The 13,969-nt window shown below is 68.4% G+C and carries 12 protein-coding genes; 6 read left to right on the top strand and 6 right to left on the bottom strand.

Annotated elements, in window-relative coordinates:
• Window positions 1–13: 13 nt before the first annotated feature.
• The 6 genes from K9U40_RS09610 to rpsT form a co-directional block, all read right to left on the bottom strand.
• A complete protein-coding gene (locus K9U40_RS09610; protein ID WP_282889975.1) occupies window positions 14–898 on the bottom strand; it encodes a branched-chain amino acid ABC transporter permease in 885 nt (294 codons plus the stop codon).
• A gap of 127 nt (window positions 899–1,025) precedes the next feature.
• A complete protein-coding gene (locus K9U40_RS09605; RefSeq protein ID WP_282889974.1) occupies window positions 1,026–2,279 on the bottom strand; it encodes an ABC transporter substrate-binding protein in 1,254 nt (417 codons plus the stop codon).
• Window positions 2,280–2,560: 281 nt separating this feature from the next.
• The gene (gene recF / locus K9U40_RS09600) at window positions 2,561–3,697 is read right to left on the bottom strand and encodes a DNA replication/repair protein RecF (protein ID WP_282889973.1); all 1,137 of its coding nucleotides are present in this window, start codon (window positions 3,695–3,697) and stop codon (window positions 2,561–2,563) included.
• A gap of 77 nt (window positions 3,698–3,774) precedes the next feature.
• Window positions 3,775–4,896, bottom strand: coding sequence for a DNA polymerase III subunit beta (gene dnaN / locus K9U40_RS09595; protein ID WP_282889972.1), 1,122 nt, complete (start codon window positions 4,894–4,896; stop codon window positions 3,775–3,777).
• Window positions 4,897–5,333: 437 nt separating this feature from the next.
• Window positions 5,334–6,809, bottom strand: a complete 1,476-nt coding sequence (gene dnaA / locus K9U40_RS09590) for a chromosomal replication initiator protein DnaA (RefSeq protein WP_282889971.1) — start codon at window positions 6,807–6,809, stop codon at window positions 5,334–5,336.
• 1,090 nt (window positions 6,810–7,899) lie between these two features.
• The gene (gene rpsT, locus K9U40_RS09585) at window positions 7,900–8,166 is read right to left on the bottom strand and encodes a 30S ribosomal protein S20 (protein WP_282889970.1); all 267 of its coding nucleotides are present in this window, start codon (window positions 8,164–8,166) and stop codon (window positions 7,900–7,902) included.
• 314 nt (window positions 8,167–8,480) lie between these two features.
• Here rpsT and K9U40_RS09580 point away from each other — a divergent pair, with 314 nt between their 5' ends.
• The 6 genes from K9U40_RS09580 (at window position 8,481) to accD (ending at window position 13,857) form a co-directional block, all read left to right on the top strand.
• On the top strand, window positions 8,481–9,467 hold the full coding sequence (locus K9U40_RS09580; protein WP_282889969.1) for a complex I NDUFA9 subunit family protein: 987 nt from the start codon (window positions 8,481–8,483) through the stop codon (window positions 9,465–9,467).
• Window positions 9,468–9,518: 51 nt separating this feature from the next.
• On the top strand, window positions 9,519–10,331 hold the full coding sequence (locus tag K9U40_RS09575; protein ID WP_414114916.1) for a phosphoribosylanthranilate isomerase: 813 nt from the start codon (window positions 9,519–9,521) through the stop codon (window positions 10,329–10,331).
• Window positions 10,328–11,545 carry a tryptophan synthase subunit beta gene (gene trpB, locus K9U40_RS09570; protein WP_282889968.1) on the top strand — a complete coding sequence of 406 codons (1,218 nt, stop codon included), beginning with the start codon at window positions 10,328–10,330 and terminating at the stop codon, window positions 11,543–11,545. Before K9U40_RS09575 ends, trpB begins: the two co-directional genes overlap by 4 nt.
• A 2-nt stretch (window positions 11,546–11,547) precedes the next feature.
• Window positions 11,548–11,886, top strand: a complete 339-nt coding sequence (locus K9U40_RS09565) for a hypothetical protein (RefSeq protein WP_282889967.1) — start codon at window positions 11,548–11,550, stop codon at window positions 11,884–11,886.
• Window positions 11,887–11,947: 61 nt separating this feature from the next.
• The gene (trpA, locus tag K9U40_RS09560; protein ID WP_282889966.1) at window positions 11,948–12,787 is read left to right on the top strand and encodes a tryptophan synthase subunit alpha; all 840 of its coding nucleotides are present in this window, start codon (window positions 11,948–11,950) and stop codon (window positions 12,785–12,787) included.
• A gap of 176 nt (window positions 12,788–12,963) precedes the next feature.
• Entirely contained in the window at window positions 12,964–13,857 is an 894-nt protein-coding gene (gene accD, locus K9U40_RS09555) for an acetyl-CoA carboxylase, carboxyltransferase subunit beta (protein WP_282889965.1), read from the top strand.
• Window positions 13,858–13,969: the final 112 nt, after the last annotated feature.

The following is a 13,969-nucleotide window of genomic DNA, read 5'->3' as shown; positions in this document are numbered from 1 at the left end:
GACCCGTGCCTTCTCAAGCTCGTCCCATGAGGCCGGCAGGCCGCATGAGCAGGATCACGATGAACAGGCCGAAGGAGAAGATCGCCGCCGAGGTGGCGGTGACGAACTGGGCAGCCACCGATTCGAACACCCCGAGCAGCAGCCCGCCGAGGATCGAGCCCGGGATGGACCCGATGCCGCCCAGCACCACCACCAGGAACGACTTGATGCCGAACGACAGGCCGATGGTGGGGGTGATGGAGAAGAACGGCACCAGCAGCGCCCCGAACAGGCCGAGCACGGCGCAGCCGAGGCCGAAGGTGACGTTGTAGATGAGCGGCACGTTGATGCCGGACATGGCCGCCGCATCCCGGTTCTGCGCCGTGGCGCGGATGGCGCGGCCCATGTCCGAATGCTTCAGCCAGAACGACAAAGCGAAGGCCACGAGGATGGCGGCGGCAAAGCCGATGAGCCGCGCCATGTTGATGGGCAGGCCGGCGACGAAGATGGATTCATAGGTGATGTCGGTGGTCACCGAGCGCACGTCCGGCCCGAAGGCCATGAGCACGCTGTTGTCCACCACGAGATAGACGCCGGCGGTGAGCAGCAGCGCGCTGGTGGGCTCCACCACCAGCGCCCGCTCGCGGCGGATGAGCGGGGAGATGACCACGCTCTGCACCACGTAGCCGACGGCGAACAGGAACGGCACGGTGACGAGGATACTCACATAGGGATGCACCCCAAGGCTCGCCCAAAGCAGATACGAGCAATACATGGCCAGCATCAGGAACGAGCCGTGGGCGAAATTGATGACGCGCATGACGCCGAAGATGAGGCTCAGCCCGAGGGCGACGCCGCCGTAAATTCCACCGAGCAGAAGTCCGTTGATGACCGCAAAGGAAAGGGTCAGGGCATCCATGGGGTCACCTCCGTGGGGACGGCGCGCGGCGGGCCGGCGCCGTCCGGGATCGGGGACGGGAATTGGGATCGGGTGAGGAGGGGCGCCGGCCAACCGGCGCCCCTTATGCCTCGCGCGGAAGCAAGCTTCAGCGCGCCGACCAGTCCGGCACCGGCCACACCGGCTTGGTGTCGGGCGCGCGGTTGGCGGAGGGCCAGATGGTGCGGCGCTCGCCGCCGATATTCTCGGAAATCACCCCGTGGCCGAAGGTGTTCTGGCCCTGCTCGTCGAACTTGATGCGCTGGTAGCCCACGATGAGCGGCATGCCGGAGGTGATGTCGGTGGCCGCCAGCGCGTCGCGGATCTTGTCCCGGTCGGTGGAGGCGGCGCGCTCCAGCACGTCCTTGATGAGGTAGACGTTAGAGATGCCCTGGGCGCCGTAGGAGTTGATGTCGTAGCCGGCCTGCGCCTTGAAGCGGGTGTTGGCGTCGAGCACGCGCGGGTCGGTGTCGGTCTTCAGGCGGTCGATCTGCCAGTCTTCCTGCACGAACAGATAGTCCACCGCCTTCTGCGGCACCGCCTTGTAGAAGGAGGGGTCTTCCGAGCCGCCGCCCACCGAGTGGATGCCGAAGGGAATGTTGATCTTGTTCTCGAAATACTGGCGGGTGAACAAGAGGTGGTCCGGCGTATAGGCCACCACGATGAGCGCCTCGGGCTTCGACGCGCGGATCTTCAGCAGCTGGGCGGTGAAATCCACCTGGTTGGGCGGGAAGCTCTCGTCGAGGGAGATGGCGTAGCCGCGCTCCCTGGCGAACTTCTTGATGTTGGCGGCGTGGGAGCGGCCCCAGTCGGTGCCCTCGTAGAACAGGCCGATGCTTGCAGGGCCCTTGCCGGTCTCCTTCTTCAGCAGGTCCATGGCGTCGAGCTGCTCGCGCGCGTCGTAGGTGGCCTTGTTGTTGGGGCGGAACACGTATTTGAAGCCGCGCTCGGTGATCTCGTCCTTCACCGCGCCGGTGACGATCCACGGCGTCTTGTAGCGCTCGGCCACCTCGGAGGCGGGGAAGGTGACGGCGCTGTTATAGGCGCCCACCAGCAGCGAGACGTTCTCGCGCTGGATCAGGCGCTCGGTCTCAGACGCGCCGATGTCGGGCTTGGACTGGCTGTCGGCGAAGATCAGCTTCAGCTTCGCCCCGCCGAGAGAGGCGATGCCGCCCGCCGCGTTGATCTGCTCGGCCGCCACCTGGGCGCCGAGCCTGGTCTGGTTGCCGATGGTGGCCGAGCCGCCGGACAACGGCAGCACGAAGCCCACCATCACATCCTGCGGTTCGGCCCATGCCGGGGCGAGGCCAAAGACGGACGCTACCGCAAGCGCCAGTGTTCCGCTCACAATTTGCCGGATCATGATCCCTCCCTTGTGTCGTCTTATTAGTATGCATGATATATGATGTTTAGTTAGAAGGGAGTCAAGCGGGGTTGTTCAGGGCCGCATTGGCAGGGACCAGCCCCTCCCCAACCCTCCCCCGCAGGCGGGAGAGGGGGTCAACCGCGCTTCAGGTCAAAGCGAGATGCGATTGTCCATGAGGCTGAAACGGCCGGCTTGGCAGCCCCCTTGCGCTGGCCCCGGCATGCATTCCGCGGCCGCGGCATGCGTCCGGAATGCACCCTCGAAGGCTGTCCGCGCCCTCACCCCCGCGCGATGGCCCCCGGCGCCACCGTGAAGCGCTCGGCGCGCTCCAGCGCCGCGAAGGCGGAAGGGTCGGCGCCCGTCATCCACACCTGTGCGCCGAGGCGGGCCAGCGCCTCGAACAGGCCGGTGCGGCGCGCGGCGTCGAGATAGGCCACCACGTCGTCCAGCAGCAGGACCGGGGAGAGCCCCTGCATGGAGGCCACCAGCCGCGCATGGGACAGGGTGAGGCCGATGAGCAGGGATTTCTGTTCCCCCGTGGAGCAGCGCGCGGCGGGCAACTGCTTCTCGCCATGGCTCACCGATAAATCGGTGAGGTGCGGACCCTCCAGCGTGCGGCCGGCCGCCCGGTCGCGGGGACGGTTGTCGCGCAGGATGGCGCGGTAACGGTCCTCCACCTCCAGCGCCGGATGGACGGCGATCAGCCGCTCCACTGCCCCGTCCAGCGCCAGCTCCGCGAAGGGGAAGAGGGAGGCGTCGTCGCGGTGGCCGGCAATCTCGGCGGCAAGGCGAGCCACCGTCTCCAGCCGCGCCGCCGCCACCGCCACGGCGAGCTCCGCCACCTCGTGCTCCACCGCATCGAGGAAGCGCGCCGAGCCGTTCTCCTCCAGAAGCCGGTTGCGCGAGCGCAGCGCCCGTTCCAGGCCGTTGACCCGGGTGCCATGGGCCCCATCCACCGCCAGCACCAGACGGTCGAGATAGCGCCGCCGGTCGCCGGGCGGGCCGAGGAACAGTCCGTCCATCTCCGGCGTCAGCCACAGCACTTTCAGATGATCGAGGAAGGCATTCGCGGAGGGCACCGGCTCGCCGTCGATGCGGCAGCGCCGCACCCCGCCTTCCTGCGCCGGGTCGTGGCCGGTGCCGAGGCGGACCTCGCCCAGCGCCCCCTCCACCAGCGCGGAGACCGCCCACGGCGCCTCGCCGGCGGCGCCCGGCGCGCGATGGCCGATCTCGCCGAGCTGGGCCCGCCGCAGCCCCCGGCCGGGGGAGAGGAAGGACAGGGCTTCGAGAATGTTGGTCTTGCCCGCCCCGTTCGGCCCGGTGAGCACCACCGGCCCGTCCTCAACCCTCACCTGCGCCGACGGATAGGACCGGAAGGCGGTGAGGGTGAGCTTGCGGATGGCGGCGTGGGGCATGGACCTGCGGGCCGGTCTTCAATCAGATGCGGCCGTTCCCGCAGGACACGCGATGGCGATCGAAATGCGGGCCCGTCTCACACCCGCATGGGCATGAGGACGTAGAGCGCATCCGTCTTGGTGGAATCGCGCACCAGGGTGGGCGAGCCGGGGTCGGCCAGCTTCAGTTCCGCCGTATCGCCTTCCAGCTGCGAGGTGATGTCCAGCAGGTAGCGGGAGTTGAAGCCGATATCGAGGGGCTCGGCGGTGTAGTCCACCTCCAGCTCCTCGGTGGCGCTGCCCGAATCGGGATTGGTGACCGACAGCGTCATCTTGCCCTCGGCCAGGGACAGCTTGACCGCCCGCCCGCGCTCGCTGGACACGGTGGAGACGCGGTCCACCGCGGCGGCGAACTCGTCCTTGTCCACCATCAGGGTCTTGTCGTTGCCCTGGGGGATCACCCTTCCATAATCGGGGAAGGTGCCGTCGATGAGCTTGGAGGTGAGCACGATGGAGCCCACCTGCACCCTTATCTTGGTGGTGGACAGCGAGATGGTCGCCTCCGCCTCCTTGTCCTCCAGCAGCTTCTGGATCTCGGCCACGGTCTTGCGCGGCACGATGACGCCGGGCAACCCCGCCGACCCCGCCGGCGCCTCCAGCTCCGCCTGGGCGAGGCGGTGGCCGTCGGTGGCCACCGCCCGCAGCATGGACTTGCCGCCGGCGCCCTCGGTGACGTGGAGATAGATGCCGTTCAGGTAATAACGCGTCTCCTCGGTGGAGATGGCGAACTGGGTCTTGTCCACCAGGCGCCGGAAGTCCGCGCCCTTCACCTTGAAGGTGTGGGAAAATTCGCCCGCCGCGAGGTCCGGGAAGTCGGCCTCGGGCAGGGTCTGGAGCGAGAACCGGGCGCGGGAGGCCTTGACGGTGAGGGTGCCGCGCTCGCCGCCCGCCTCCAGCTGCACCTGCGCGCCCTCGGGCAATTTGCGCACGATGTCGTAGAGCACGTGGGCGGGCACGGTGGTGGCGCCGGCCTGGCCGGTCTCGGCGGGAACGCTCTCCACCACCTCCAGGTCGAGGTCGGTGGCTTTCAGCTCCAGCCCGTTCTTGCCCGCCTTGATCAGCACGTTGGCGAGGATCGGAATGGTGTTGCGCCGCTCCACGACGCGGTGGACGTGGCTGAGCGATTTGAGAAGCTCGGCGCGCTCGACGGTGACCTTCATGGTCCTGGCCCGTTCACTCTTCGCTCTGGAGCCGGCCTGCCGCGGGCGCCTAACGTCCCGCCGGTGGGTCCGCCTCGTCGTTCGGGGACGGCGCCCGCCCCGCCCTTCCCCGCTGTCACGGGCAAGGTGGATCGCGCGCCAAGTGGCGATTGCGCGGAACGCAGGGAGCGTCGCGCGGGCACCCGCCGGGAGACGGGAGCCGGGCCGCCGACATTGCCGCCCAAGCCGCGCCAAGGCAAGGGCGGGTTGCTCATTTTTACCGGATGACGCCGCGCGCGCCCCCGGGATCCACTGCGACCGACACCGCGCGCCGGCGAAACGGGTCACGAGGACGACATCCGCGACAGGAGAGGACGATCCGGCCCAAACGAAAACGGCGCCCGAGGGCGCCGGATTCGTTTGGCCATGAGGCCGCAGTGGGCGAAGAGCCGGGGGCTTCAGGCTTCAAGGGCGAGGCGCTTCAGCACCTCGATTTCCTCCGCCAGCACCCGGTCGGTGCCGATCAGCCCGTCGATCTTGCGCACCGCATGCAGCACGGTGGTGTGGTCACGGCCGCCGAAGCGCCGGCCGATTTCCGGCAGCGAGCGCAAGGTGAGGGTCTTGGCCAGATACATGGCGATCTGGCGCGGCTTCACCACGGTGGCGGTGCGGCGTTGGGACAGCAGGTCGGCGCGCGACACATTATAATGCTTGGCCACCACGCGCAGGATGTCGTCCACCCGCACCCGCTTGGGATCAGTGGGGCGGATGAGGTCCTTGACCGCGTTTTCCGCCATTTCCAGCGTCACCGGCTCGCCGGTGAGCTGGTTGAAGGCGAGCAGCTTGTTGAGCGCGCCGTCGAGGTCGCGACCGCTCTGGCCGACGCTGCGGGCGAGGAATTCCAGCACCGGCGCCGGCACGGCAAAGCCCGGATGCTGCTCGGTCAGGGTCTGGTAGCGGGATTTCAGGATTTCGAGGCGCAGGTCCTCCTCCAGCGCCCCCAGTTCCACCACGAGGCCGCCGGCGAGGCGCGAGCGCACCCGCTCGTCGAGATGCTCAAGCTCGCCCGGCAGGCAGTCGGCCGCCACCACCACCTGCCGCCCGCCGTCGAGCAGGGCGTTGAGGGTGTGGCAGAATTCCTGCTGGAGATTGTTGCCTTTCAAGAATTGCAGGTCGTCGATCACCAGCGTGTCGATGGTGCGCAGCGCATCCTTGAAGGCGATGGCCGAATGGGTCTTCAGCGCGGCGACGAAGCCGTACATGAAGCGCTCGGCGGTGAGGTAGGTGGTGCGCCGCCCGCCCACCGCGCCGGCCCGGGCGATGGCCTGCAAAAGGTGGGTCTTGCCGAGGCCCACCGCCGCATGGAGATAGAGCGGGTTGAACACCGGAGCCGCGCCGCTGGCGCTGTCCGCCACCTGCTTGGCGGCGGCGAAGGCGAGCGAGTTGGACTTGCCCACCACGAAGGTCTCGAAGGTGAGGCGCGCATCCAGCGGCGAGCCGGACGCCACGTCCCCCGCCGCGCCGGACAGGGCGGCCGACATCTCGCGGGTCTCGCCGCGGGATTCGGAAGCACGGGCCTCGGAGGAACGGACCAGCTGCGGACGTGCGTCGCCGGGACGGACCTCGGGGCGCTCGGTCACCACCTCGCGCACGATGGCCGCCTTCAGCGCCACGGGACGGGCGACGGCGCTGCGCACGGCGAGGTCCACGCGCCGGCGCGCTCCGCTCTCCTCGGCCCAGATATCCGCAATGCGGGGCAGGTAATTCTCCTGGATCCACGACTTGAGGAAGCGCGTGGGCACGGAGAGCTGAATCACGTCGGCGGTCAGCGCATCGAGATCCATGCGCGCGAACCAGCTGGTGAACTTTTCCTCGCCGATCTCCTCGCGCAGGCGCTGGCGGACGCGCTCCCAGGGGGTGGTCGCGCTGTCCATTCCGGCAGTCTCCGCAAGGGCAGGCTGAAACGAGTTCGATCCGACGCGAGACGCGTCCGGCGCATGAGGTTTGAGCATGGAGCCCCGACCGCGTTGAAGGCGGTTCCCTGGTTGGTGACGCCAAAGCCGTCCGCGCCCTTGCGGGCTGCGCGCACTTTTGGCGAATGGGTTTTGTTCAGAAGCGTCCCGAAGACGCGGTCACGGCAATCAGCGCACGGTCATGCGCAATCCTTGCCGCAGGACGGGGGCGAGGCACAGATGAACTTGAGGCCGAAACTCCCGCCGATCGGAACGCAACGCGGATAAGCCGGAAGGCGAGCCTTGCGTGCCGCCGCGTTCGTTGACGCATGAGTGCCTGAAGTCATAGCCGCCCCATTTCCGCCGACCAAGTCATCGGCGGCCGTTTGAATGAACCAGATTTTTGCTTGTTCTAAAACGTGCTCAGAGCTGGGACCAGACAATCACTCTCAGCATAGCTCGGCAGAACGAAGGATACGCGCATGCACAACACAGCTAATGCGAGGAGGGCGGTGAATGAATACAGACACAGCACACCTCCTCCTCATGCACGAAGAGCCGTGAAGACTTCATTCTGTCGGTGAACCCCAGTGTCGCTCCCGGAGTGAGGTTGAACATACACAGCCCCCTTGGGGGGTGCAACGCCTTTCCCCTCCCCCATGGGATAACGGGTAAAAGCCGGAGCGCCAGCGATTGGCCCCGGCCGTGAGATCAGCCGGCAAACCTCTGTCGCGACAATGAGATTCCGGGTCTCTGCAACGGTGGGAGGGGCGCGCAAGATCGTTGCGCGCCCCGGTTTTTTAGTACCCCTGATATGGGTCCGCTTTGACGCCTTCCGGCCTTTGGCCTTTAAGCCTTTCACCGGGATGTTGTTTTTCTGATCGGTCCGGAACCGGACCCGGCGCCCCTCCACCCCCCCGGCCGGAAGCAGGACTTGACGGTGGGGGAGAATCGCGATTACCGGCGCCGGAGGCTGCGGAGCCTGCTACCTACCGTTCAGGGATTGCATCAAGCAAAAAGGCCCGGCAATGCCGGGCCTTTACATTGAGACAGCAAGCTTGATTGACTTAGATCAAGCGCTGAGCTGCTTCACGCGGGCCGCAAGACGCGAAACCTTGCGCGAAGCCGTGTTCTTGTGCAGCACACCCTTGGTGACGGCGCGCATGATCTCGGGCTCGGCAGCCTTGAACGCCTGGGTGGCGGCGGCGGCGTCGCCGGTCGCGAGGGCGTCCTCGAGCTTGCGCAGATAGGTGCGCACGCGGGAGCGGCGAGACCGGTTCACTTCGGTGCGGCGCTCGATCTTGCGCACCGCTTTCTTGGCGGAAGGCGTATTGGCCATCGGCCATCCTTGCTGGTTCGCGCCCGGCTTTGCGGCCCCTATGGCCGCTCCGCGTCGCGCATGAATGGGTGAACAAGCCGGCGGCCATGACCGCCAGCGAAGTGCCGGGCTTATAGTGTCGGAGCGCGCCCGCGTCAACTCTCCCGTGCGGGCCGCGTGGCGCGCGGGCGGCATCACGGCGCCTTTACGGACCCCGCCCGCATCGCGTATGTGCACGACGCACTCTATATATGGATGAGCCGGCGCCACGAGAACGCTCCGGTGTGTCCACGACGACAGGCGGCCGGCGGGCCGCCGGCAAGCGGGGGTTCGGCATGAGCGATGTGACGGTGACCGATCGTCCTGTGAACGACAGCCTTGTGACCGTGTTCGGCGGCTCGGGCTTCCTCGGGCGGCATGTGGTGCGCGCGCTCGCCATGCGCGGCTACCGCGTGCGGGTGGCAGTGCGCCGGCCGGAACTCGCGGGCTTCCTCCAGCCGCTCGGCTTCGTCGGCCAGATCCAGGTCAGCCAGGCCAATGTGCGCTATCCCGAGAGCGTCGCCCGCGCGGTGGACGGGGCCGAGGCGGTGGTGAACCTCGTGGGCGTCCTCGCCCAGTCGGGCCGCCAGAGCTTCGATGCGGTCCATGCGTTCGGCGCCCGCGCCATCGCCCAGGCCGCCGCCCGTGAAGGCGCGCCGCTGGTGCACATCTCCGCCATCGGCGCCGATGCCAATTCTCCTTCCGGCTACGGCCGCACCAAGGCCGAGGGCGAGGCCGCCATCCGCGCTTCGGTGCCGGACGCGGTCATCTTCCGGCCCTCGGTGATGTTCGGGCCGGAGGACGAGTTCTTCAACCGCTTCGCCGCCATGGCGCGCCTCTCCCCGGTGCTGCCCCTGATCGGCGGCGGGGTGACCCGCTTCCAGCCCGTGTTCGTGGGCGACGTGGCCGCCGCCATCCTCAAGGCGGTGGACGGCAAGGCCACGGCCGGCACCACCTACGAGCTGGGCGGGCCGGAGGTGCGCACCTTCCGCGAGCTGATGGAGCTGATGCTGCGCGAGATCTGCCACAAGCGCCTGCTGGTGGACCTGCCGTTCGGCCTCGCCAACCTGATGGCGCGCCTCACCCAATGGGCGCCGGGCGCGCCGCTCACCACCGATCAGGTGGCCATGCTGCGCTTCGACAACGTGGTCTCGGATGCCGCGAAGGCGGAAGGCCGCACCCTCGCCGGTCTCGACGTCACCCCCACCGCCCTCGCGACGGTGCTGCCCACCTATCTGTGGCGCTTCCGCAAGGCCGGCCAGTTCACCCACGTGGAGACGTGACCGCAATGCGCCGGGGCGAATGCCCGGGACGGCGCGTGCAAGGTTGAGAAGATGGCAAGCGACGTAAAAATCCGCGACGTGAGCCGCCTCGACGTGAAGATCTGCGGCATCAGGACCGCCGACGCCCTCGATGCTGCGCTCGGGGCGGGCGCGGATCTGGTGGGCTTCGTGCATTTCCCGAAGAGCCCCCGCCACCTGTCCCTCGCGGACGCCCCCGGCCTCGTGGCGCGGGTCGAGGGGCGGGCGCGCAAGGTGGCGCTGCTGGTGGATCCCGACGACGCCCTCGTCGCCGACGTGGTCAGCGCCTTCTCCCCCGACCTCCTCCAGCTGCACGGCTCGGAGACGCCGGAGCGCGTCGCCGCCATCCGCGCCGCCTTCGGCCTGCCGGTCATGAAGGCGCTGCCGGTGGCGCGGCGGGAGGACCTCGCCCGGCTGCCGGAATTCGCCGCGGTGGCCGACATGATCCTGTTCGACGCCAAGCCCGATCCCGGCGCCCTCCTGCCCGGCGGCAACGGCCGGCCGTTCGACTGGCGTCTCGTCGCCGGCCTTGACGTCGCCCGCCCGCTCATGCTTTCGGGAGGTCTGAATGCCGACAATGTGTCACAGGCCCTTTCCGAGATCCGGATGGACGGGGTGGACGTATCGTCGGGCGTGGAAGATGCACCCGGCGTGAAGTCACCGGACAAGATCCGCGCCTTCGTCGCGGCGGCCCGCCGCGCGGCGGGCGGCTTCCCCGACCGGCCGGCCCGAGACGAAACGTCCCAAACCGAAATGCTTCGTGCCGAGCCGCGCCAGGGTGAACCACCCCGCGCGGAAGCGGCGCAGGGGCCTGAAGACCTCTCATCGAAAGTGCCCGCGTCGTGACCGCTCTCAATTCCTACCGCACCGGCCCCGATTTCCGGGGTCACTTCGGCATCCATGGCGGGCGCTTCGTCGCCGAGACCCTGATGCCGCTGATCCTGGAGCTGGAGCAGGCCTATGAGGCGGCGAAGGCGGACCCTGCCTATCACGCCGAGATGGCGGGCTACCTCACCCATTATGTGGGCCGCCCCTCCCCGCTCTATTTCGCCGAGCGCCTCACCGACCATCTGGGGGGTGCCAAGATCTACCTGAAGCGCGAGGAGCTGAACCACACCGGCTCCCACAAGGTGAACAACGTGCTCGGCCAGATCCTGCTCGCCCGCCGCATGGGCAAGGGCCGGGTGATCGCCGAGACCGGCGCCGGCCAGCACGGCGTCGCCACCGCCACCATGTGCGCCCGCTTCGGCCTGAAGTGCGTGGTCTATATGGGCGCGGTGGACGTGGAGCGCCAAGCCCCCAACGTGTTCCGCATGAAGATGCTGGGCGCCGAGGTGGTGCCGGTCCAGTCCGGCTCGCGCACCCTGAAGGACGCCATGAACGAGGCGCTGCGCGACTGGGTCACCAACGTGCACGACACCTTCTACTGCATCGGCACGGTGGCGGGTCCCCACCCCTATCCGGCCATGGTGCGCGACTTCCAGTCCATCATCGGCCGCGAGACCCGCGAACAGATGCAGGAGATGGAAGGCCGCCTGCCGGACAGCCTCGTCGCCTGCGTGGGCGGCGGCTCCAACGCCATGGGCCTGTTCCACCCCTTCCTCGACGATTCCACCGTGGAGATCTACGGGGTGGAGGCGGCGGGCCGCGGCCTCGACACCCATGAGCATGCCGCCTCCATCGCCGGCGGCCGGCCGGGGGTGCTGCACGGCAACCGCACCTACCTGCTCATGGACGACGACGGCCAGATCACCGAGGCCCATTCCATCTCGGCGGGCCTCGATTATCCGGGCATCGGGCCGGAGCATTCCTGGCTCAACGACGTGGGCCGCGTCACCTACCTCTCCTGCACCGACCGGGAGGCGCTCGACGCCTTCCAGCTGCTGACCCGGCTCGAGGGCATCATCCCGGCGCTCGAGTCCGCTCATGCGATCGCCAAGGTGGTCGAGCTCGCGCCCAAGCGGCCGAAGGATCACCTCATGGTGGTCAACCTCTCCGGCCGCGGGGACAAGGACGTGCCCCAGGTGGCGGAAATTCTCGGCACAAGCCTGGGGGCGTAGCCATGAAGCCTGTCTTTGCTGTTCTCGCCGTTGGTGCTGCCTGGGTCGGCGGCCTTGCCGGCCCGGCATGGGCCCAGTCGTCAACGCTTCAGCTGACGACCGGCAAGGTCATCACCGATCCGGCGGGGGCCTTCATCTCCGTCTCGGTGAAGAACTCCGGCGCGGCCACCGTCTCGGAGGCCTATGTGGCCTGCGAGTTCTTCGCCGGCAGCCGGGCGCTGGGCAAGTCGTCCACCACCCTGTTCTCCATCGTGTCGGGGGTGACCGGCACCGACCAGGTGCGCCTGCTCGGCGGCACGTCGGCGAACCGCGCCACCTGCGCCATCACCGGCCACAAATAGGGCCCGCGGTCTCGAGCACCCTCTCCCGCGCCCCATCCGTTCTTTCCATCCAGGCAGGCCCATGACCACGCACGCGCCGACGCGCATCTCCACCCGTTTCGCCGCCCTGAAAGAGGAAGGCCGCCCCGGCCTCGTCACCTTCGTCACGGCCGGCGATCCGGACGGGGAGACCTCCCTCGCCATCCTCAAGGCGCTGCCGGGCGCGGGGGCGGACGTGATCGAGCTGGGCGTGCCCTTCACCGATCCCATGGCGGACGGCCCGGCCATCCAGGCCGCCGGCCTGCGCGCGCTCAAGGGCGGCCAGACCCTGGCCAAGACCATCGCCATGGTGAGCACCTTCCGCGAGGAGGACACCGCCACGCCGGTGGTGCTGATGGGCTATTTCAACCCGATCTACATCTATGGCGTCGAGCGCTTCCTCGCCGACGCCAAGGCGGCCGGGGTGGACGGCCTCATCGTGGTGGACCTGCCGCCGGAGGAAGACGACGAGCTGTGCCTGCCGGCGCTGGCGGCCGGGCTCGACTTCATCCGCCTCGCCACTCCCACCACCGACGACAAGCGCCTTCCGGCGGTGCTCGCGCACACGGCGGGCTTCGTCTATTATGTCTCCATCACCGGCATCACCGGCGCGGCGACGCCGGACGCGGACCTGGTGGCGGCCGCCGTGGCCCGCATCAAGGCCCACACCGAGCTGCCCGTGGCGGTGGGCTTCGGCGTGCGCACGCCCGAGCAGGCAAAGGCCATCGCCGCAGGGGCCGACGCCGTGGTGGTGGGCTCCGCCCTGGTGGAAGTGGTGCGCCGCACCCTCGACCAGAACGGCAATGCCACCGCCAACACGCTGCCGGGGGTCGAGGCGCTGGTGAGCGAACTGGCCGAGGCGGTGCGCACCATCAAGCGCTGACGGCGGCGCCCCGGCGTGCCTTCCTCCCGCGCGGGGAGAGGATTACCCTGCGCCATGCGAAACCTGCGGCCCGGCTTCGTCCTGCCGCACTTTCGCCGCGTCGCGCTTGCCATTAGATGGAAGCACAAGGGTGTGCGCCGCAGCGCGACCCTCCGCCCGCCTTCCGGAGATCGCCCGTGAACTGGATTTCCAACGTCGTCCGCCCGAAGATCCGCGATTTCCTAGCGCGCCGCGAGGTTCCCGAGAATCTCTGGGTGAAGTGCCCCGAAACCGGGCAGATGGTGTTCCACAAGGACCTGGAAGCCAACCTCTACGTCATCCCCGCATCCGGCTACCATATGCGCATGGATGCGGTGAAGCGGCTGAAGGCCACCTTCGACGACGGCGCCTATGAGGAAGTGGCGCTGCCGGACGTGGCCACCGACCCGCTGAAGTTCCGCGACGAGCGCCGCTACATCGACCGCCTCAAGGACGCCCGCACCAAGACCGGCTTCCAGGATGCCGTGAAGGTGGCGACCGGCATGCTCACCGAGCTGCCGGTGACCATCGCCGTGCAGGATTTCGGCTTCATGGGCGGCTCGCTGGGCATGGCCGCCGGTGAGGCGGTGGTGAAGGGGCTGGAGACCGCCGCCGAGAAGGGCACGCCCTTCATCATGTTCGCGGCCTCGGGCGGGGCGCGCATGCAGGAGGGCATCCTGTCCCTCATGCAGATGCCGCGCACCACTGCCGCCATCCAGGAACTGCGCGAGACGAAGAAGCCCTACATCGTGGTGCTCACCAACCCCACCACCGGCGGGGTCACGGCCTCCTACGCCATGCTGGGCGACATCCAGATCGCCGAGCCCAGCGCCCTCATCGGCTTCGCCGGCCCCCGCGTGATCGAGCAGACCATTCGCGAGAAGCTGCCGGACGGCTTCCAGCGCGCCGAATATCTGCGCGACCACGGCATGCTCGACATGGTGGTGCATCGCCACCAGATGCGCGACACCCTGGGCCGCCTGTGCCGCATGCTCATGAAGGCGCCGGCCCTGCCGCCCAAGGGCCGCCTGCCCCGCCCCGAAGCGGCCTGACACACCAGCGTCAGCGGGCGCCCGCACTTCGCTGCGGCACCCGCGCGAGAATGAACATGGCCTGGCTCTTATACACATCTGACGCTGCCGACGACTTAATAGGTTGAGTGCG

The organism is Xanthobacter autotrophicus (genome assembly GCF_030015065.1).
Classification (GTDB): Bacteria; Pseudomonadota; Alphaproteobacteria; order Rhizobiales; family Xanthobacteraceae; genus Xanthobacter; species Xanthobacter autotrophicus_D.
This window is presented reverse-complemented; position numbering and strand designations above follow the sequence as displayed.

Excerpts from the sequence above, each read along its gene's own strand:
- K9U40_RS09610 (WP_282889975.1), bottom strand. The coding sequence starts at position 898 with ATGGATGCCCTGACCCTTTCCTTTGCGGTCATCAACGGACTTCTGCTC.
- K9U40_RS09605 (WP_282889974.1), bottom strand. The coding sequence starts at position 2,279 with ATGATCCGGCAAATTGTGAGCGGAACACTGGCGCTTGCGGTAGCGTCC.
- recF (WP_282889973.1), bottom strand. The coding sequence starts at position 3,697 with ATGCCCCACGCCGCCATCCGCAAGCTCACCCTCACCGCCTTCCGGTCC.
- dnaN (WP_282889972.1), bottom strand. The coding sequence starts at position 4,896 with ATGAAGGTCACCGTCGAGCGCGCCGAGCTTCTCAAATCGCTCAGCCAC.
- dnaA (WP_282889971.1), bottom strand. The coding sequence starts at position 6,809 with ATGGACAGCGCGACCACCCCCTGGGAGCGCGTCCGCCAGCGCCTGCGC.
- rpsT (WP_282889970.1), bottom strand. The coding sequence starts at position 8,166 with ATGGCCAATACGCCTTCCGCCAAGAAAGCGGTGCGCAAGATCGAGCGC.
- K9U40_RS09580 (WP_282889969.1), top strand. The coding sequence starts at position 8,481 with ATGAGCGATGTGACGGTGACCGATCGTCCTGTGAACGACAGCCTTGTG.
- K9U40_RS09575 (WP_414114916.1), top strand. The coding sequence starts at position 9,519 with ATGGCAAGCGACGTAAAAATCCGCGACGTGAGCCGCCTCGACGTGAAG.
- K9U40_RS09565 (WP_282889967.1), top strand. The coding sequence starts at position 11,548 with ATGAAGCCTGTCTTTGCTGTTCTCGCCGTTGGTGCTGCCTGGGTCGGC.
- trpA (WP_282889966.1), top strand. The coding sequence starts at position 11,948 with ATGACCACGCACGCGCCGACGCGCATCTCCACCCGTTTCGCCGCCCTG.